This is a genomic window from Sphingopyxis sp. (assembly GCF_019459305.1).
GTDB lineage: Bacteria > Pseudomonadota > Alphaproteobacteria > Sphingomonadales > Sphingomonadaceae > Sphingopyxis.
The window spans coordinates 1-20,182 of record NZ_JAIBES010000052.1; the positions used below are offsets into that span (position 1 = coordinate 1).

The 20,182-nt window shown below is 58.1% G+C and carries 14 protein-coding genes and 2 pseudogenes; 7 read left to right on the top strand and 9 right to left on the bottom strand.

The window, feature by feature from the left end; all coding sequences use genetic code 11:
- On the top strand, positions 1 to 763 hold a 763-nt coding region (locus K0M74_RS05995; RefSeq protein ID WP_293969094.1), incomplete at its 5' end, for a HEPN domain-containing protein.
- 779 nt (positions 764 to 1,542) lie between these two features.
- On the opposite strand, the gene K0M74_RS05990 is transcribed toward K0M74_RS05995, so the two are convergent.
- Entirely contained in the window at positions 1,543 to 2,925 is a 1,383-nt protein-coding gene (locus K0M74_RS05990; RefSeq protein ID WP_293969097.1) for an oligosaccharide flippase family protein, read from the bottom strand.
- A gap of 195 nt (positions 2,926 to 3,120) precedes the next feature.
- On the opposite strand from K0M74_RS05990, the gene K0M74_RS05985 reads away from it, so the two are divergent.
- Positions 3,121 to 4,233 carry an acyltransferase gene (locus K0M74_RS05985; protein ID WP_293969100.1) on the top strand — a complete coding sequence of 371 codons (1,113 nt, stop codon included), beginning with the start codon at positions 3,121 to 3,123 and terminating at the stop codon, positions 4,231 to 4,233.
- On the opposite strand, the gene K0M74_RS05980 is transcribed toward K0M74_RS05985, so the two are convergent.
- The 5 genes from K0M74_RS05980 to K0M74_RS05960 all read right to left on the bottom strand — a co-directional run bounded on the left by K0M74_RS05980 (position 4,181) and on the right by K0M74_RS05960 (position 7,365).
- Positions 4,181 to 5,536 carry an O-antigen ligase family protein gene (locus K0M74_RS05980; RefSeq protein ID WP_293969103.1) on the bottom strand — a complete coding sequence of 452 codons (1,356 nt, stop codon included), beginning with the start codon at positions 5,534 to 5,536 and terminating at the stop codon, positions 4,181 to 4,183. The two genes, K0M74_RS05985 and K0M74_RS05980, sit on opposite strands and share 53 nt — an antisense overlap.
- Before the next feature lie 52 nt (positions 5,537 to 5,588).
- On the bottom strand, positions 5,589 to 5,744 hold the full coding sequence (locus K0M74_RS05975; RefSeq protein WP_293969106.1) for a hypothetical protein: 156 nt from the start codon (positions 5,742 to 5,744) through the stop codon (positions 5,589 to 5,591).
- A gap of 168 nt (positions 5,745 to 5,912) precedes the next feature.
- Positions 5,913 to 6,476: a hypothetical protein gene (locus K0M74_RS05970; RefSeq protein WP_293969109.1), complete on the bottom strand. Its 564-nt coding sequence runs from the start codon at positions 6,474 to 6,476 to the stop codon at positions 5,913 to 5,915.
- A gap of 59 nt (positions 6,477 to 6,535) precedes the next feature.
- Positions 6,536 to 6,676 (bottom strand): hypothetical protein, encoded by a 141-nt coding sequence (locus K0M74_RS05965; RefSeq protein WP_293969112.1) that lies wholly within the window; start codon positions 6,674 to 6,676, stop codon positions 6,536 to 6,538.
- Positions 6,676 to 7,365, bottom strand: a complete 690-nt coding sequence (locus tag K0M74_RS05960) for an acyltransferase (protein WP_293969115.1) — start codon at positions 7,363 to 7,365, stop codon at positions 6,676 to 6,678. Before K0M74_RS05960 ends, K0M74_RS05965 begins: the two co-directional genes overlap by 1 nt.
- Positions 7,366 to 7,729: 364 nt before the next feature.
- Between K0M74_RS05960 and K0M74_RS05955 the strand changes: the two genes are divergently transcribed.
- The 4 genes and pseudogenes from K0M74_RS05955 to K0M74_RS05940 all read left to right on the top strand — a co-directional run bounded on the left by K0M74_RS05955 (position 7,730) and on the right by K0M74_RS05940 (position 14,278).
- Positions 7,730 to 8,929, top strand: a complete 1,200-nt coding sequence (locus K0M74_RS05955) for a DUF1996 domain-containing protein (protein ID WP_293969118.1) — start codon at positions 7,730 to 7,732, stop codon at positions 8,927 to 8,929.
- Between the two features lie 272 nt (positions 8,930 to 9,201).
- Positions 9,202 to 10,341, top strand: coding sequence for a DUF1996 domain-containing protein (locus tag K0M74_RS05950; RefSeq protein ID WP_293969121.1), 1,140 nt, complete (start codon positions 9,202 to 9,204; stop codon positions 10,339 to 10,341).
- A gap of 1,071 nt (positions 10,342 to 11,412) precedes the next feature.
- A pseudogene (locus tag K0M74_RS05945) lies at positions 11,413 to 12,569 on the top strand (IS30 family transposase).
- Between the two features lie 32 nt (positions 12,570 to 12,601).
- Positions 12,602 to 14,278 carry a hypothetical protein gene (locus K0M74_RS05940; RefSeq protein ID WP_293969124.1) on the top strand — a complete coding sequence of 559 codons (1,677 nt, stop codon included), beginning with the start codon at positions 12,602 to 12,604 and terminating at the stop codon, positions 14,276 to 14,278.
- Here the strand turns inward: K0M74_RS05940 and K0M74_RS05935 are convergent, their stop codons facing one another.
- Positions 14,279 to 15,265: a glycosyltransferase gene (locus K0M74_RS05935; protein WP_293969127.1), complete on the bottom strand. Its 987-nt coding sequence runs from the start codon at positions 15,263 to 15,265 to the stop codon at positions 14,279 to 14,281. It abuts the gene before it with no gap.
- 408 nt (positions 15,266 to 15,673) lie between these two features.
- On the opposite strand from K0M74_RS05935, the gene K0M74_RS05930 reads away from it, so the two are divergent.
- Positions 15,674 to 16,660, top strand: a complete 987-nt coding sequence (locus K0M74_RS05930; RefSeq protein ID WP_293969127.1) for a glycosyltransferase — start codon at positions 15,674 to 15,676, stop codon at positions 16,658 to 16,660.
- On the opposite strand, the gene K0M74_RS05925 is transcribed toward K0M74_RS05930, so the two are convergent.
- On the bottom strand, positions 16,661 to 18,337 hold the full coding sequence (locus tag K0M74_RS05925) for a hypothetical protein (protein ID WP_293969124.1): 1,677 nt from the start codon (positions 18,335 to 18,337) through the stop codon (positions 16,661 to 16,663).
- 32 nt (positions 18,338 to 18,369) lie between these two features.
- Positions 18,370 to 19,526 (bottom strand): annotated as a pseudogene (locus K0M74_RS05920) (IS30 family transposase).
- Positions 19,527 to 20,182: the final 656 nt, after the last annotated feature.

Consider the following 20,182-nt stretch of genomic DNA (forward strand, 5'->3'; position numbering starts at 1 on the left):
TCTGTTCGGCAGCTATGCGCGCGGCGACTGGGTCGACGAGCCCGAGAATGGCTATCAGTCGGATTATGATCTGCTGATCATCGTCAGCCACGCCAATCTCACCGATATTGCCGAATATTGGTATGTCGCCGAGGATAAGATTCTGCGCGATGCGGAGATCGCGCGGCCCGTCAACATCATCGTCCACACTCTCGAGGAAGTGAACCGCGGGTTGAAGCGCGGCGAATATTTTTGGGTCGACATCGCGCGCGACGGCATCGTGCTTTACGATCTGCCCGGCAGTGAACTGACCACGCCGATGCCGCTGACGACATCTGATGCCTATGAAATGGCCAGCGGTTATTTTGCGGACTGGTCTGCGAAGGTGAACGATGCGCTCGAGATCGCGGACTTTTGCATCGAGAAGCGAAAGTTTAACGACGCCGCCTTCACGCTGCATCAAGCTGCGGAACGTGCCTACACCTGCTTCCTTCTGGTGCGCAGCCAGTATGTCCCGCGTTCGCATAATCTGAAGTTCCTGCGCTCGCTGGCAGAGGACCGCGACCCGCGGCTCGTCGAGGCCTGGCCGCGGGCGACGAAGCTCGACCGCCGGCGCTTTGAACTGGCGAAACGCGCATATGTCGAGGCTCGCTACTCGGCTGCGTACGACATCGGTAGCGATGATCTGCAGGCGATCAGGTCAGCGGTGACCATTTTGCGCGACACGGTCGAGACGGTGTCGCGCGAATGGCTCGATGGGCTCCGGCAGAAGGCCGACCTCTGATCACTCAGCAGCCGCTGGCAACAGCGCGTCGAGAAAAGGTAGCCGTATTTGCGCAGCCGGGCCGTATACAGGTCGAGGCAGTCCCTGAATGGCCCCGCACGCAAATCGCGGATCGTCCAGCTGCCGTTCAAAAAATCATCCAGCGTCATAGCTTCCTTCTCTGCGATGAGTGCAGAGGAGCAGCGTAAAACTATGCCGCGCCGATCACCGCAAAGTTGTTGGAAACCAGGGCATTCGCGCGCCCACTCGGCATAGTGGGCCGCTTGGCATAATCGAAGCACTAACGCATCACCGAACAAGAACTTCTTTGGCTTGGCAGCTGTGTTGAGGAACTGGGTCGCGCCGTTCACGCGATCTGCTCCAAACGCATCGCCGAACTTGCAGCGCGCGCGGCCCAGAGTCCGCCTCTCGCTTCCGGCTGATATCCTGGCTGCAACCGCGATGTTGCTGGGCCGGGATGTCCAGCATCCGCCCAATTGCGCTACCTCTGGCTCGGCGGATATTGCGTCGACGCTCTACAGACTGAATCTTGCGTAGAGGCGTGCGAGCATTGAAGCATGCGGGGAATGGCGCATGCCATCAGATCTTGCAGACAATCTTAAGAAATATATCAAATACATGTGGTCAGCTTCTGCGAACCGTGCGCGCAGCGGCACGCGTCCGCAGCGATGTTCCGCAGCACCCAGGCGCCCGCAGCCATGTACATTCTCAGGAACCGGTCCAGAATCCGCACGCACACGTAAGGACGTCAGCTACCGTAGCGACCCGCTCCAGAACTATCATATATGCGAAACCGATGACTGCGCCTGCCACCCGGCCATGCCGTCGGTGATGCCCAGTACCGATGTGGCTTCGCGGAGCAGGAAAATCAGACCAATAAAAATAGCCAGCATCAGAACGTCTTGGCGAATAAAGCTCAGTCCCAGCGATCGCTGGCGCCAGGTCAGCATGGCGTAGCGTAACGCCTCTGCCAGCACGAATACGACAAGCGCGGCGTTAATCCCGTAATGCGTCAGTACCCAGGGCAGTGCGGCAACGATTACCCCCAGTTTCACGCCATTGCTAAGGGCGACGTTCGCTGGTTTGCCGATGCCCATCATCGTTGCGTCAGCCATCGTTGCCGCAATTCCGAACCACGTGCCGACCAGCAACACGGTTAGGAAAAATCCCGCTGCCTTGTAGCGATCGTCATAGAGCAAGTAGATAAATTCGTCGGCGATCGCGATGCCGAACGCCAGGCTGACCGACACGCTCGCCAGAACCAGCAGGCGCATCGGCCCGATCGCGCGCTGCAAGTCGCTGCCGCGCAGGGCCGAGGCCGAAACGCGCGGAAAGATCAGGAGGCTTCCAAGGCGCTGAAACAGCTGCATGATCGTGTCGGAAAAGGTTCGGGCGATGCCGTAAATGCCGAGCAGGGTGAGCGGGATCGCATCGGCGAAGTAGAGCCGATCGAAGTTCATCGCGAGGAAATAGACCAGCGATGCGAGGAATATCCATTTGCCGAAATGGATGATCGCCCGGACCGCCTCGCGCTCCCACGCCAGCCGGTGCGAGCGCCAGTCGATCAGAAAGAAGCTAGCCGCCGCGGGTATCGCAGTACTGACTAGAAGGCCCCAGATGAGCGCCCAGATCGTCGGCATGTAAAAGGCGAACCCGATCTGGACCAGAGTGCCAAAACCCGCGGAAGCCAGATCGAACAAGGCCAATTTGCGGACCGCGAGCTGCTTCTGGAGCAGGAAGCGCGCCGGTGAGGTAAGGCCGGTAATGATGAAAATCGGAGCGACCGCCGGCAAGAGCAACAGCAGCTCGGGGTTGTCATAGCCATGGGCGATCGGCGCCGTGAGCAACATTGCCAGTACGAACAGCAGCAGCCCGCGGACGATCTGGATGGTCCAGGCGGTATTGTAAAATTTCGGTTCGTTGCCGCGGGGATGGTTTACGATGCTTTGCCCGACCCCGATGTCGGTGAGCAATTCCCCTCCGGTTCGCAGCGTGTTGATCAGCAGCATAGTACCCAGCAACGCTGGGGCGAGCAGCCAGGCGAGAACAATATTCGAGCCGAGGCGGAGCGCCTGCTGCGCGACATAAGTCGCGGTCACCCAGCCTGCGGCGCCAAAAATCGCCTGCCGCGGATGCAGAATGCCGCGCACCGCAGCGATCATTCGCGAGGGTGAGCCCAAGCCGGACGCATCCTGTGGCGGGCGGTCATCCACGTGATACACTCGCCTTCTTCGAACCCGTCGCCGCGTGCAGCAGGCCACTCCCCATCGAGCCACGGCCCTTAGCAGCGCCATCGATCAAGGCAAATGACAAACGAATATGCGGTGATAATAGGGATGCTGGAACGAGGGACGAGTATGAGCAGAGGGTCGAATGGCGAAACGGGGCACGTGCCAGCCGCCGAAGCGGCTAACGCGCTCCCGGCCAAGAAAGTGCATTCGATTCAGTTGATGCGCGCTATTGCGGCGATGCTCGTCGTGCTCTTCCATGTCCACCAGGCGTTTGCAATCCGGTTCACGACCCCCTTCTTCGCGGCCGAATCCTATCTCTTTGCGTTCGGCGCGGTTGGCGTGCATATATTCTTCGTCATCAGCGGATTTATCATGGTTTATACCAATCCGCCCGGCAAAGCCTTTGCGGCAAAGACATTCTTCCGGCGGCGCCTGCTGCGAATCTATCCGATCTACTGGCTCTGCGCGGCGCTCTACCTCGCCGTCCACGTCCTCATCGGACAAGCCTATGCCTTAGGCCTTCGGGAAGCGGCGGGCGCGTTGCTGCTCTTGCCCGGGAACGCATCGAGCATCATCGGCCCTGCGTGGACCCTCGCGTTCGAGATGTATTTCTATCTCTGTTTCGGACTTGCGATGCTTGCCGGCTCCGGCCGCGGCCTGACCATATTGATCGGTTTTTTCACGATCTCGGTCGCCGCGGGGGCGGTGGTGCAGATCGACCATCCGGCATGGACCCTGGTCACCAGCAGCCTGCTCCTCGAGTTTATTGCTGGAGCGGCGATCGGATGGCTGCTTGTGTCGGGCAAGTTGCCCAGACGCGGCGGTCTGACAATCACCGTGCTCGCGATTATCCTTTTCGGGGCGGGAATCGCAGCAGGATATGAGCGGGCACCCTCGGTGGTCATGTGGGGCGTACCCAGCGTGATGCTAATCCTCGGCCTCGCGATGCACGAAGCCGCGCGTGCGCCCTCGGCGCTCGTTCGCAAGCTCGGCCATTTTGGCGACAGCAGTTACGCGCTCTACCTGATTCACATCCTGCTCGTGACGCTCGCGATCGAACTCGCCCGCCAGATCCCCTGGCTCGCGGAGCAGCCACCCGCTCTCATCGCGATCCCGTTCGCGCTCGCCGCCTTGCTGGTCGCCGAATTTCTGCACCACCGCGTCGAAAAGCGCATGTTGGGCTGGCTTACCCCGCGGCGGAAATCCCCTCTGCCGCTGGTGCAGACCGGTCATCCCTGACTGGCTGCGCGGCGCCTTGACGCGCTGATCGTCGCGGCGGCTGCTTGCGGGTCATTTTCTCGCGTTCGACCTGGCGAATGATCCCCGCAATAATACCGAGCGAAATCGCAAAGACATATTGCGCATAAAATGTGACGAAGACCCACTCGTACAAGCCGTGCAGCGCGAGCACCAATATGGCGACGCTGGCGCCCAGCACAATTTCGCCGCGCGGGTCCGTTCGGTTTCCAAATGCAAAAGCCAGCCCGCGCAGGATCGACCAGATAATCAGCATCACGAAAGTAATCAGCCCGGGCCATCCAGTTTCCGCCGCAATCAGCAGATACATATTGTGCACCGGTGCCGAGCGACTTTCAAAGTTCCATATCACCCCGGCCCGTTCGGAGTAACCGCTGACGTTGGCAATCAGAATATACTGGTTCGCCCCCACACCCATCGGGTGATCGGACCACATGGCCTTCGCGGCCGCCTCGAAGGAGATACGTTCTTCATTCGAGCCCTCCGAATCCGGACGCAGTTCGTAACGATCGCCAAAGCTCGCAATCACCACGGGGGTGACGACCGCGAGGGCCAGGACGGCGAGCCCGGCCATTTTCCATTTGTGCGCGGTCGGCTTGCGCACGATTGACAGGAAAAACAGGATCGCCATGCCAATGCCGACAAAACCGACCGCGCCGCGCGAAGCGCCGAACGCGACAGCAACCAGCGCGGCCAGCACGCCCAGCATGAAAATCTTTCGACGTTCTCCTGCCAGCAGGAAAGCCAGAAGAGGCAAAGTCACGCAATGGAGCATGAGCCCGAGCAGGTTCTGGTGCCCCATTGTGCCGGCCGCCTGCGCAGCGCCCGAGAATTTTTGATCGATCGTCACAACCACCTGAAAAATCGCACCGGTGGCCAGCCCCATCGCAAGCCAGCGCAAGGCTCCGGTTTGCCCGGCGAAAGACGCCACCGCCATGAACAGGATGACCACGCGCATGAGCTGGAACACGTAAAAGCTTGTGCTCATCGGCACGGTCGAAAAGCCCATCGAAAGCCCGGCGGCGACGAGATAGGCGATGAGCAGCGCCAGAAACGGCAGGCGACGGGCCGGCGCGCGCGAAACGATGACCAGCGCCAAGGCAAGCGAGTCGAGCAGGGTGATAATCAGGCCTTTTGCGTAGCCCGACCAAGCTGGCCAAGAAATCAGCGACGCATCGAGGTTGAGAGCGCTGATCGTGAAGGGAAGCACGCCGACGGCAAAATAGGCCCATTTACGTTGCGAGGGCTTTGACTTCAGCCAAGCGACGGCCAAGGGAATGGCCAACAATATAAAAATGAGTGCAATAATGCGCATGGCGATTGTGCCTTAGCAGCATTCAAGCGAAGCGAAAGGCGCGGACGAGCACGAGCCGCGACACGTCTTCGTCAAGACCGCCCAGCCTATTCGCGGCAGCGAAACCGATAGCGTCAGTATGTCGTTCCTCTTCGTTGCTACCATGTTCGCTGTTGGCATGGCCGGGGCGGTGAAGCATGCAAAATTGCGCCTGCCACCGGACATCGCCGGGCGCCTGAGTTTGCAGGAGGCGCGGCGAGCACGGATGAAGGGTCGGGTTCGGCGAATCGCGGTCATCCCGTTCATCCAAATGCTCGGCCAAGCCCCACCTGACGCATCCATCACAAGACCGCAGCGAGCACCAGCGCTAGCGTTCTGCGCCGAAAACGGTCGGCTGCATGGCGACAAGTTTCCGGTCGATCTCGGCTGACCGGATTTCCAACGACGCCCATTCCGGGTGGCGGCTGGCACCATCACCAAATTCGGAGCGGAGGCGGGTCTGGGTATCGATGACAATGTCGCGGTCGCGCTGCAACATGTCCCACTCCTCGCGCGCAAACTGGAGGGGGTGTTTGGGTGCCTGCGATGCTAGCAAGGCCGCCTGCTCCATAGCATCACGACGAACCGCGAGGTCGATGGCGTCACCAACGGTTGCAGGCTCCTTGCCGTCGGCGTCGAGCAGTGGCTTGCCACAATAGCTGGCAGATTTGGCATGATGCCGGAGAATATAATTAGCAAAGGCGATCCCATCCTGCGGCGCGAGTTGATCCCGGATCTGGCGCACCGTCTGCATGTCGCTAAGGTTGATGTCGGACAGGGCGATATCCCTCCCCCCTGGCGCGCAGCCGCCCAGCAGCACAACAAAAAGCAGAATAGCTCGAGACATGACCAATCCTTCTGGCCTGCTCGAATACCCGATCAATATTAACAATTCGCGTTGCGGCCCCGCAACGCAGCGGAGCGACGACCTAGGCCACGGCACCGAATGGGTTAGGCGGACGATCCCGCCATCGCCGGTTCGCGCTGCCGCTGCATCATGCGGCGCGATATCCGGTGGCCGATCCGCACCATGGGCTTTTCAATCAGGAAATAGGATTCGATCGCCAAGGGAATGAATGCGAACGCGAGCATCAAGTCCCAACGCGCATAAACCGTTTCGGCGCCACGCGCGCGAGGCGCTGCCGCAAGGCAGCGGACAATGCGACCAGCACGCCGACCATAATATTGATGAAGCTGCCGCGCGGTGCGAAGACCAGCCAGCCGACGAACAGACCCGCCAGAATGATGACGGCGGCGCTCCGCCGAAATGCGGCTGCGAACGCAAAGATCAGCGGCCATACGAGGTAAAACTGTTCTTCGACCGCGAGACTCCAGGTGTGGATAAGCCACCATGAATAGGAAAAACCCGAATAGTTGCAGACATAAAACGCTCTGCGCAGCACCGCCCCATTGTCGAGGCGCAACAAATCCCATTGCCCCAGCAAATAGATGACAATCACATAGATGTAGAGGGCTGGCATGATATGAAAGATGCGCCGGCTGACCCGGTCACGCTCGTTTTCCTCCGCGACGAGCAGCGTCGTTATCAGATAGCCGCTGATCATAAAAAAGATACTGACGCCCAGCTGCCGAGCGACGAAAAAATGGTCAGGCTCCTGTCGCCGATCGACACACCCAGAGAATTGAGCGCGTCGATCAGATAAACTTCGCGCGCGGGATATGCAAATAGGTGGCCAATGACCACCATCAGCACGCTGATCCCGCGCCCAGCGTCGATTATCGCGTTGCGCCCGATCGGCTGACTCTAATCCATCGGCCATCTCGATACGCGCGGCCCCAGCCGGGTGCAAGTACCCGCCAGTCCGCGCGCCGGTTTCGCAATGCGGAGCACGCCCGCCTTCGGGGGGCGGGGCACTGCGGCGACGGTCTCAGTCGCGGCAATGGTAAGACGCCTTTACTTCAAATTAGCGTTTGCGTGGCACCTCTCTCTCAGGGACGCGGGGACGATCATCATGTTGCAAACAGAGTCGCTGAATCAGGAATTTGGCCGTTGTCGGCGCTGCCCATGGTTTGGCGCCATCAAACCAGCGGTACTCGCAGCGGTCGCCACAGACTCAGCAGACGCGGCCGTCTGTTCGGCTGAGCCAGCAGTCGAAGTATGATTTTACCATCAAAGGAAAACCTATGCGCCGTCTTGGTCTAGTGTCCGCCTTTGCTCTCGCAACCGCCTCGTGCGGCGGCGGCGGGGGTTCGGACAGCAGCAGCTCTGCCCATACCGTGGTGCTGCCGCCAGCGCCCGCGCCAGCGCCCGCGCCGACACCGACGCCGACGCCCGCCCCGCCGCCCACGAGTTCCGCAGGATCGGAAAACCCGTCAACGCAGGGCGTTGTCGCGATCGCCAGCAACTTCGATCCGATGAGCGAATTGGTGTCGACGTCGCTGCCCCCATCGGCCGCTCCCGACGTAGTAGGCGCATTCCGCTTCATCTGTATGCCGGGCCAGCTCAAGAAAGACGACCCGATCGTGTTCCCCGGGCAACCGGGCAGAAGCCATCTGCACCAGTTCTTCGGCAATGATGCTGCCGATGCTTATTCGACTTATACCTCGCTGCGGACCACTGGCAATTCGACCTGTATGTCGCGGGTGAATCGGTCGGCTTATTGGGTGCCCGCCCTGCTCAACGGAAAGGGCCAGGTGGTCCGGCCCGACTATGTGTCCATCTATTATAAGAGGCGCCCATCGTCGGATCCGGTCGTGTCCGATCCGACCCACCCCCAATATCAGGGAAAAGCAACGACCCTGCCCAATGGCCTAAGGTTCATCTTCGGGCGCGACATGCTAAACCTGGCCGATGCGCCGACAGGTAAAATGCACTTTAACTGTGAAGGACCGGTGCCCTTCACGCGCAAGGACTGGCAAAATTTCGAGGAAGCTCAGGCCGGCTGCCCGGTGGGCAACCGGATCGGGGTGCAAATGAGTGCGCCCGATTGCTGGGACGGGAAGAACCTCGACAGTACCGATCACCGCAGCCATCTTTCTTATGGCTCCTATGGCAATTGGGGCTATCTGAAATGCCCAACAACTCACCCCTTTGTCATTCCTGCCTTCGTCATGGGGGTCTGGTACACCCAAGCAGCCGGCGAGACGTACGAATTTGTTTCCGACGCGATGGACACATCGCCGACGCACAAGCGCGGGGATACTTTTCACGCCGATTTCTTCATGGCGTGGGATCCGACCGTCCACAATCTGTGGGAAAAGAACTGCATCGACAAGATGCTGAACTGTTCGGGTGGTGACCTTGGCAACGGCCAGCGGCTGAAGCAGAGCTGGGAAGCCAGCTGGACCGCCAGCCCACGCCTCGTGGGCCTCTCCGGTAGCTGAGCCATCCCTTCCGCCGAACGAACGTGCGCCGCAGGGCATTCGCGGCAACGCGGCGTCCGGTCGGTTAGTTTGAGCGGCGTCGACTGATATTTTCTCGTAAGGTTCCGCAGCAGGCCTCAATTGCAGCGGTCATGCGATCGTCCGATCCTATCGACATTCGCCATGAAGCTGCGGTAACGTGAGCTGATGGCGGCGTTCTACAAACTTCATGATAATTGGCCTAGGCACGAGCGGGCCTTCGACGATAGCGCGCGAACGACAGGTGCATGGCGATGAAAATGCTGGCGCTGATATGGGTGCTGGCCGGCTCGGCGCTGTCCGGCGATGCACGCGAGGAAAATCTCGCGAGGAATGCCGGCGAAGTAAGACAGGTGCCGTCGGGATTGCCGGTGGCCAGCTTGCTTGGTCCCAAACGCATCCCGCCCAGCGCCGCGCCCGATGTTGTCGGCGCCTTCCGCTTCCTGTGCGGTCCGGGGCAGCTAAGCTATGACGACCCCATCGTCTACCGAGGTCAACCGGGCAAGGCGCACCTTCACCAGTTTTTCGGCAACCTCGGAGCGAATGCTCACTCGACCTACGAGAGCCTGCGCAAGTCCGGTGAAAGCACCTGCCAGAATGAATTGAACCGCTCCGCCTATTGGATGCCAGCCATGCTCGACGGCAAGGGCAATGTGGTTCGCCCCGATTCCGTGTCGATCTATTACAAGCGCCGCCCCGCCAGCGATCCGGTATGCAAGGTTGCGGGCAAGGACTGCGTCGGAATCCCGCGCGGACTTCGCTTTGTGTTCGGCTGGGATCAGACCCGCCCCAATGAGCCGCAGCCGGAAAACACTAAGCTGTTCAACTTCAAGTGCGTGAACGTCTGGACACCGACCACCGCTGCATTCCCTGATATGGTCGAGCCGATGAAGGCCTGCAAGCCAGGGCAATGGCTGTCTGCCACCATTGCCACCCCGCAATGCTGGAACGGTGTCGATCTCGATTCATCCAACCATCGCAGCCACTTGGCCGACATGGTCCGCGACCGGAACAGCGGGAAGAACGCCTGTCCCGCCTCGCATCCTTACATCATCCCGCAATTCACGATGGGCGTTGGCTACAGCATTGAAGCGGGCGACGAACCCAAGCTTTGGCACCTTTCGAGCGATGCTATGCTGCCGCCAGCGCTGCGCCGCCCGGGCGCAAGTTTCCACAGCGATTATTTCGAGGCCTGGGAGGACGACATACGGCTTCGGTGGGAAGCGGGATGCATCGACAAGCTCCTCAATTGTTCGGATGGGGACCTGGGAGACGGGCAGATTCTGTCCCGCGGCAAACATTATCCCCAGCGGCAAGTTTCGCGCCGCCTGGTCGCGGTACCCGAAAATGCCGACCATGGCGCCGAACATCATGCGGCCAATTCCGCTCGCTAGGACGCACCTGGCGACGACAACGAACGGCGGCTCGAAGGCGGCCCCGGTCGAGCAAAAGCATCGCTGACACGGTCGGAACCGCATGCGAAGCGCATGGTGAGCCGACATCGCAGCATCGCGCGCCGCACGTGCGGCAGGCGATCGCCGCCGCCAACAAAAAGGCTCTATTGACGAGCAACAGAGCCTTTCTGATTTCGGGACGTCATGGGTTGACCGTCCCGAGACAGGAACCTCCCGCGCCTCCGGGGTAGCAGCGCAGCGGGAGACCTGTGATCTAGCACCGGGTGGTTAACATACGGCCAAATCCCTCACCGCAAACAGGGGAGCGTGGGACGATTTCTCGCCAGCGACCAAGGTCACCGAGAGCATCCATGTCCGACCGGCCCTGAAGGCTGCGCCCCTTGGCATGCCGTGCCGCAGGCGCCGCCCGCGACGACAAAGCCAACGATTTCCGCTTCGCAGGCTGACGCCGCAAAGCCCTGCTTTAAGAAGCACCGCTGCATCACGAGGGCCAAGGCGCACCATATGATATTGGCGCGCAACATGCCCGATCGACCGCAGATCTGGCTAAATTGCAGGGGATAGTTTTGCATCGCCCGGTCGCTGCGACGCCCGTATCGCCAGCCACTCGCTTCGGTAGCTAAAAATGGCACGTGGCTTGCCGCAAGTATGCCGCGTCGCTTCCCTCATCGGCGTCGCGTCGCCGCGATCACCGGCAATTCAGGCGGGCTTACCCCGGCGCTGGGGACCGCGAGGCGCGCTTACAGACGCTCGCCCGCAAGTATCCAACCGCTTTCACGTGTCACTAGTCGGCCGACGGGGCCGCCTGTGCAATCAGCCGCATCTCGTCCACCGTCTTGCGCGATTCGGCGATGATCTTGTCGACGCCATCGACCGTGATCGCGAGCCCGCCCTGCTCGTTGGACCTCGAAAGTTGGGGCGATCGATGGGGATGAAGGCCTCTTGGATTTCTTTTCGTTGCCATAGCTCTAAAAGATGTCGACTTTAAACAGGTGGGTTAAAGTGGTCATCGCAACACTTTACTCTTTCAGGAAAGATGGAGTGCAAGCCATGGCCTATCGCAGCAGGATATATTTCGCCGACCGGCAGAAGTCAGAGATCTGGGATCGTTGGCAGCGCGGAGAGTCGATGAGTTCGATCGGGCGGAGTTTTGATCGAAACTCCTCTTCGATCCATCCGCTGATTGCGCGCGCTGGCGGTTTTCGTCCTGCCGAGCGCAAGCGTTCGAGGTTCGCGTTAACCTTGCCGGAGCGTGAAGAGATACCGCGGGGTCTGGGAGTGGGTGCCTCTCTCAGGCAGATTTCGTGCGGTTTGAGGCGGGCGCCATCGACGATCAGTCGGGAAGTTCATCGTAACGGTGGCAGCGGTAAATACCGGGCCGCGAGATCCGAGGGGTCCGCCTGGGACCGCGCTTTGCGGTCCAAACTGTGTAAACTGGCTTGCAATCAAGAGCTGTGCCGGACACTCCACCCTGCTACGCCGCCAATGGTCGCCAGAACAGATTGCGGGCTGCCTGAAGAAGCGGTTCCCCAGAGATGAGACTGGCCGCGTGTCTCATGAGACCCTCTATAAAATCCTGTTTGTTCAGGCCTGCGGCGTCCTCAAGAAGGAGCTGATAGCCCATTTGCGGTCACCGCGCTCCATGCACCGTCCGCCTCATTCAAGCCTGAAGAGCAGTGGTCTGGGGCACATCAAGGACATGGTCTCCATCCGTGAGCGCCCAGCGTCGGTTGACGATCGGGCTGTGCCGGGGCACTGGGAAGGGGATTTGATAGCGGGCACGAAGAACAGCCACATCGTGACCTTGGTCGAGCGTCAGTTGCGTTATGTTATGATGAAAGTGGTCAACCGTGACACCCAAATCGTTGTGGCAGCTCTGATCAAGCACGCTCACAAGCTACCCGATGAACTCGACAGGTCCCTGACATGGGACCGCAGAAAAGAACTGTCGGGCCACCAGCAATTTACTCTGACAACCCGATGTGCAGGTGTATTTTTGTGATCCCAAGAACCCGTGGCAGCTCGGTTCGAACGAAAATACCAATCGCCTGCTGCGCCAGTATCTGCCCAAGGGCACTGATCTGTCGGTGCACAGACAGGCCAAGTTCAACGCCATTGCAAGGGCGCTGAATGAGCGCCAAAGAAAAACCCTGGACTATGACACACCAGCAATGCGATTTAATGCATGTGTTGCGACGAACAGTTGAACCCACCACACCAATGCGGACAAGAACATCAAATGCAATCTGAGAAAGCTTCGTATCCGCTTCGTTTTGTTGTGCTTTGTGACAGCATGAATTTCGAACTTTGGCAGGCGAACTGCATGCTCGAAGCGGTCAATTCCGGTTCGGCGATCCCAGTTGGCATCGTCTTCCGCGATGCCGACACGTCGAGCGCGCCTCAGAATAGCTGGCGACGGCGATGGGACACTCGGCAACTGGCATTGTGGCGCATCTTCGACCGATTCTATGTCCGCCGATTTAGCCGGGCAGCGAGGCGAATAAGCCTTGAGAACTTTTTCGCCGAAATTCCGTCATGCCTAGACAGGCCGATAAAATTAGGAAAATTCAGCGAAAAGTTAAGCGAAAAGGCGTTGGATTTTATCCGCAGCGTTGAGCCCGATTTTGTTCTTCGCTTTAGCTACGGCATCCTTCGCGGCGATGTACTTAACGTTGCACCCTACGGTGTTTGGTCATTTCATCATGGCGACCCGACCTTGTATCGAGGCCAACCACCTGGATTCTGGGAAATTTTCAATGCATCGGCTGTTACCGGAAGCATACTTCAGGTGATTTGTAATGAACTCGATGCTGGCACCGTCCTTCACCAAGGCATATTCAAAACCCATGCTTCGTCTTATGTAAAGACAAGGGACACAATCTATTTTGGTTCCCAATCTTGGGTGCGTAGAACCTGTGCGGCAATACAGGCGAATGGCTGGCCGCAGGCTGCCGCTACCGAACGAGGCAAGGGGCCAATATACCGCCAGCCTACGAACAAAGAAATGCTGCATTTCTTATGGAAAACGGTGCGCAAATTTTGTACCAACCAGATCACTTACAGATTTTACCGGCAGGATTGGAACGTCGGGACTATTGATGCCCCGATTACAGTAGTAGCGGGGCTTTCCGGGAGGGAACTGCAGTCTCAAGCGCTAAGCAGCGTGCATTGGATGGAACCGACGCAAACCGGATTCTACGCAGACCCCTTCGGTTATGAGCAGGATACTGATGGATCGATCCGCTTGTTCTTCGAGACTTTTGACTGGCGTGCCGGCCGGGGAGAAATCGGCACGGCGACCTATTCGAATGGCAGGTTCGGCCCAGTGACAACGGCATTGTCTGCCAATACTCATCTTTCCTATCCGTTCGTTATACAGGAAGCTGGTCGCCCGTCCTTCATACCGGAGCATGCGGCCGCTCGCGATGTGTCGCGCTTCAACACCGACAGCGAAGGCGTCGCGATTGCGAAAACGACGATATTTCCTAAGTCGGAGCTAATCGACACTACGTTTGTCAATTGGGACGGGATCACTTGGGCTTTTGCGACAATCGAAGCCGAAACCAGCAATACGCACCTTTATATTTACTATGCCAACAGCATGGCCGGGCCATGGCATGCACATCTCCTCAATCCTGTAAAGACCGACGTCAGAAGCGCACGTCCAGCTGGCACCCCTTTCGTGTCAGAGGGACGTCTGTACCGCCCGGCACAAGACTGCGCGACGCATTACGGCAGTGCTATAACAATCAACGAGATTATCAAGCTCAGCAAAACTGAATTCGAGGAACACATCATCTCGCGCGTTGCGCCTGTACCGTATGGCGGATACGCCTACGGCTTGCACACGATTTCGAAGGTCGGCGGGCGGACACTTATCGATGGGGCGAAAAAATCTCTCCGAATGCCTAGATGACTACTTCGTTAGGATCGGGATAATGCTGCGTCCGCTTATTCGACGATAGCGGTATGTTAGTGCCCCCTGCGCTTCCGCGAATTTCGAGATTGTGCTGAGCGCCGCGACCTGAAGAGATTGCCTCAAAGGCCAGCCTTTCCGCCAGTTCCTTAACGCGTTACGAAGGATTTGTGCAGGATATAGGGCGATTAGGGTAACCGATAGAATAGGGCTGAAGAAGAGTCCGACGCAGATCAAAACCGGTAACACAACTGCCCAAAGCATTGCGCGTCGAACAATAGCTTGCCCCTGCCGGTCGCGGCTCGCACCCCCCCGGTCTATACACTGGCTTATACCCAAGCCCGCGCGTTGGCTCCGGCGATAGAATTGGCCGATCCTATACATCGCTGCATCATGGTCAGTCATGGGTTCGTCGATGCGCCAGATTAGCCAGCCAGCCGACCGGAGGCGCGCGCAAAACTCGGGTTCCTCGTGGGCAACTTGGTCGTCGGCGAACCCCCCCACGTTCTTAAATGCGCTAGCTCGCACCAGCGAGTCTCCCCCGCAGGCATCAGCCTCACCGACCGGCGTGTTCCATTCCTGCTGACAAATAGCATTGTAGATCGAATAATGTGGATAGCGCTCAAAGCGGCGGCCGCAGACCACGGCCACATTGGGGTGCCTGGCCAAGAAACTCACGGCTTTAGTCAGCCATCCTTCACGGATCGTGCAGTCACCATCAACAAATTGAATAAACTCGATACCGGGATCGTTTTCCAGCGCTCGGAAAGCTCCGGCGTTCCTCCCGCGCGCTGCGGTCAACGGAGTAGCGGGGTCCAACTCCACGATTTCTGCACCCATCCTCCGCGCAATGGCAACGCTGTCGTCGCTCGATGCTGAATCGACGTAGATTACTGCGCCAATCGACGCGATCGACGCAAGGCACATCGCAAGCCGCTTGCCCTCATTCCTTCCGATTACGACGACAGCGAGAGCAACCTTTTGCATGGCACCTTATATTTACGTACATCGCAATTGGCCAGCCTCTTGATTTAAGAGCCGGGGTCTCAGCATATCTTTACGGAGGGTCAGGCAGTGCAACCAGCCGCTCAGTGGCGAGATCTTTTAGTCATCTACCTGAACTGATGGGTCGTCTTGTTTTATGACTTTTCCGCTGGTTTTAGGCATTAAGGGATGCCCGATCCGGGGTGGCCACCCCGGATCGGGCATCCCTTAATGCCTAAAACCAGCGGAAAAGTCATAAAACAAGACGACCCATCAGTTCAGGTAGATGACTAAAAGATCTCGCCACTGAGCGGCTGGTTGCACTGCCTGACCCTCCGTAAAGATATGCTGAGACCCCGGCTCTTAAATCAAGAGGCTGGCCAATTGCGATGTACGTAAATATAAGGTGCCATGCAAAAGGTTGCTCTCGCTGTCGTCGTAATCGGAAGGAATGAGGGCAAGCGGCTTGCGATGTGCCTTGCGTCGATCGCGTCGATTGGCGCAGTAATCTACGTCGATTCAGCATCGAGCGACGACAGCGTTGCCATTGCGCGGAGGATGGGTGCAGAAATCGTGGAGTTGGACCCCGCTACTCCGTTGACCGCAGCGCGCGGGAGGAACGCCGGAGCTTTCCGAGCGCTGGAAAACGATCCCGGTATCGAGTTTATTCAATTTGTTGATGGTGACTGCACGATCCGTGAAGGATGGCTGACTAAAGCCGTGAGTTTCTTGGCCAGGCACCCCAATGTGGCCGTGGTCTGCGGCCGCCGCTTTGAGCGCTATCCACATTATTCGATCTACAATGCTATTTGTCAGCAGGAATGGAACACGCCGGTCGGTGAGGCTGATGCCTGCGGGGGAGACTCGCTGGTGCGAGCTAGCGCATTTAAGAACGTGGGGGGGTTCGCCGACGACCAAGTTGCCCACGAGGAACCCGAGTTTTGCGCGCGCCTCCGGTCGGCTGGCTGGCTAATCTGGCGCATCGACGAACCCATGACTGACCATGATGCAGCGATGTATAGGATCGGCCAATTCTATCGCCGGAGCCAACGCGCGGGCTTGGGTATAAGCCAGTGTATAGACCGGGGGGGTGCGAGCCGCGACCGGCAGGGGCAAGCTATTGTTCGACGCGCAATGCTTTGGGCAGTTGTGTTACCGGTTTTGATCTGCGTCGGACTCTTCTTCAGCCCTATTCTATCGGTTACCCTAATCGCCCTATATCCTGCACAAATCCTTCGTAACGCGTTAAGGAACTGGCGGAAAGGCTGGCCTTTGAGGCAATCTCTTCAGGTCGCGGCGCTCAGCACAATCTCGAAATTCGCGGAAGCGCAGGGGGCACTAACATACCGCTATCGTCGAATAAGCGGACGCAGCATTATCCCGATCCTAACGAAGTAGTCATCTAGGCATTCGGAGAGATTTTTTCGCCCCATCGATAAGTGTCCGCCCGCCGACCTTCGAAATCGTGTGCAAGCCGTAGGCGTATCCGCCATACGGTACAGGCGCAACGCGCGAGATGATGTGTTCCTCGAATTCAGTTTTGCTGAGCTTGATAATCTCGTTGATTGTTATAGCACTGCCGTAATGCGTCGCGCAGTCTTGTGCCGGGCGGTACAGACGTCCCTCTGACACGAAAGGGGTGCCAGCTGGACGTGCGCTTCTGACGTCGGTCTTTACAGGATTGAGGAGATGTGCATGCCATGGCCCGGCCATGCTGTTGGCATAGTAAATATAAAGGTGCGTATTGCTGGTTTCGGCTTCGATTGTCGCAAAAGCCCAAGTGATCCCGTCCCAATTGACAAACGTAGTGTCGATTAGCTCCGACTTAGGAAATATCGTCGTTTTCGCAATCGCGACGCCTTCGCTGTCGGTGTTGAAGCGCGACACATCGCGAGCGGCCGCATGCTCCGGTATGAAGGACGGGCGACCAGCTTCCTGTATAACGAACGGATAGGAAAGATGAGTATTGGCAGACAATGCCGTTGTCACTGGGCCGAACCTGCCATTCGAATAGGTCGCCGTGCCGATTTCTCCCCGGCCGGCACGCCAGTCAAAAGTCTCGAAGAACAAGCGGATCGATCCATCAGTATCCTGCTCATAACCGAAGGGGTCTGCGTAGAATCCGGTTTGCGTCGGTTCCATCCAATGCACGCTGCTTAGCGCTTGAGACTGCAGTTCCCTCCCGGAAAGCCCCGCTACTACTGTAATCGGGGCATCAATAGTCCCGACGTTCCAATCCTGCCGGTAAAATCTGTAAGTGATCTGGTTGGTACAAAATTTGCGCACCGTTTTCCATAAGAAATGCAGCATTTCTTTGTTCGTAGGCTGGCGGTATATTGGCCCCTTGCCTCGTTCGGTAGCGGCAGCCTGCGGCCAGCCATTCGCCTGTATTGCCGCACAGGTTCTACGCACCCAAGATTGGGAACCAAAATAGATTGTGTCCCTTGTCTTTACATAAGACGAAGCATGGGTTTTGAATATGCCTTGGTGAAGGACGGTGCCAGCATCGAGTTCATTACAAATCACCTGAAGTATGCTTCCGGTAACAGCCGATGCATTGAAAATTTCCCAGAATCCAGGTGGTTGGCCTCGATACAAGGTCGGGTCGCCATGATGAAATGACCAAACACCGTAGGGTGCAACGTTAAGTACATCGCCGCGAAGGATGCCGTAGCTAAAGCGAAGAACAAAATCGGGCTCAACGCTGCGGATAAAATCCAACGCCTTTTCGCTTAACTTTTCGCTGAATTTTCCTAATTTTATCGGCCTGTCTAGGCATGACGGAATTTCGGCGAAAAAGTTCTCAAGGCTTATTCGCCTCGCTGCCCGGCTAAATCGGCGGACATAGAATCGGTCGAAGATGCGCCACAATGCCAGTTGCCGAGTGTCCCATCGCCGTCGCCAGCTATTCTGAGGCGCGCTCGACGTGTCGGCATCGCGGAAGACGATGCCAACTGGGATCGCCGAACCGGAATTGACCGCTTCGAGCATGCAGTTCGCCTGCCAAAGTTCGAAATTCATGCTGTCACAAAGCACAACAAAACGAAGCGGATACGAAGCTTTCTCAGATTGCATTTGATGTTCTTGTCCGCATTGGTGTGGTGGGTTCAACTGTTCGTCGCAACACATGCATTAAATCGCATTGCTGGTGTGTCATAGTCCAGGGTTTTTCTTTGGCGCTCATTCAGCGCCCTTGCAATGGCGTTGAACTTGGCCTGTCTGTGCACCGACAGATCAGTGCCCTTGGGCAGATACTGGCGCAGCAGGCGATTGGTATTTTCGTTCGAACCGAGCTGCCACGGGTTCTTGGGATCACAAAAATACACCTGCACATCGGGTTGTCAGAGTAAATTGCTGGTGGCCCGACAGTTCTTTTCTGCGGTCCCATGTCAGGGACCTGTCGAGTTCATCGGGTAGCTTGTGAGCGTGCTTGATCAGAGCTGCCACAACGATTTGGGTGTCACGGTTGACCACTTTCATCATAACATAACGCAACTGACGCTCGACCAAGGTCACGATGTGGCTGTTCTTCGTGCCCGCTATCAAATCCCCTTCCCAGTGCCCCGGCACAGCCCGATCGTCAACCGACGCTGGGCGCTCACGGATGGAGACCATGTCCTTGATGTGCCCCAGACCACTGCTCTTCAGGCTTGAATGAGGCGGACGGTGCATGGAGCGCGGTGACCGCAAATGGGCTATCAGCTCCTTCTTGAGGACGCCGCAGGCCTGAACAAACAGGATTTTATAGAGGGTCTCATGAGACACGCGGCCAGTCTCATCTCTGGGGAACCGCTTCTTCAGGCAGCCCGCAATCTGTTCTGGCGACCATTGGCGGCGTAGCAGGGTGGAGTGTCCGGCACAGCTCTTGATTGCAAGCCAGTTTACACAGTTTGGACCGCAAAGCGCGGTCCCAGGCGGACCCCTCGGATCTCGCGGCCCGGTATTTACCGCTGCCACCGTTACGATGAACTTCCCGACTGATCGTCGATGGCGCCCGCCTCAAACCGCACGAAATCTGCCTGAGAGAGGCACCCACTCCCAGACCCCGCGGTATCTCTTCACGCTCCGGCAAGGTTAACGCGAACCTCGAACGCTTGCGCTCGGCAGGACGAAAACCGCCAGCGCGCGCAATCAGCGGATGGATCGAAGAGGAGTTTCGATCAAAACTCCGCCCGATCGAACTCATCGACTCTCCGCGCTGCCAACGATCCCAGATCTCTGACTTCTGCCGGTCGGCGAAATATATCCTGCTGCGATAGGCCATGGCTTGCACTCCATCTTTCCTGAAAGAGTAAAGTGTTGCGATGACCACTTTAACCCACCTGTTTAAAGTCGACATCTTTTAGAGCTATGGCAACGAAAAGAAATCCAAGAGGCCTTCATCCCCATCGATCGCCCCAACTTTCGAGGTCCAACGAGCAGGGCGGGCTCGCGATCACGGTCGATGGCGTCGACAAGATCATCGCCGAATCGCGCAAGACGGTGGACGAGATGCGGCTGATTGCACAGGCGGCCCCGTCGGCCGACTAGTGACACGTGAAAGCGGTTGGATACTTGCGGGCGAGCGTCTGTAAGCGCGCCTCGCGGTCCCCAGCGCCGGGGTAAGCCCGCCTGAATTGCCGGTGATCGCGGCGACGCGACGCCGATGAGGGAAGCGACGCGGCATACTTGCGGCAAGCCACGTGCCATTTTTAGCTACCGAAGCGAGTGGCTGGCGATACGGGCGTCGCAGCGACCGGGCGATGCAAAACTATCCCCTGCAATTTAGCCAGATCTGCGGTCGATCGGGCATGTTGCGCGCCAATATCATATGGTGCGCCTTGGCCCTCGTGATGCAGCGGTGCTTCTTAAAGCAGGGCTTTGCGGCGTCAGCCTGCGAAGCGGAAATCGTTGGCTTTGTCGTCGCGGGCGGCGCCTGCG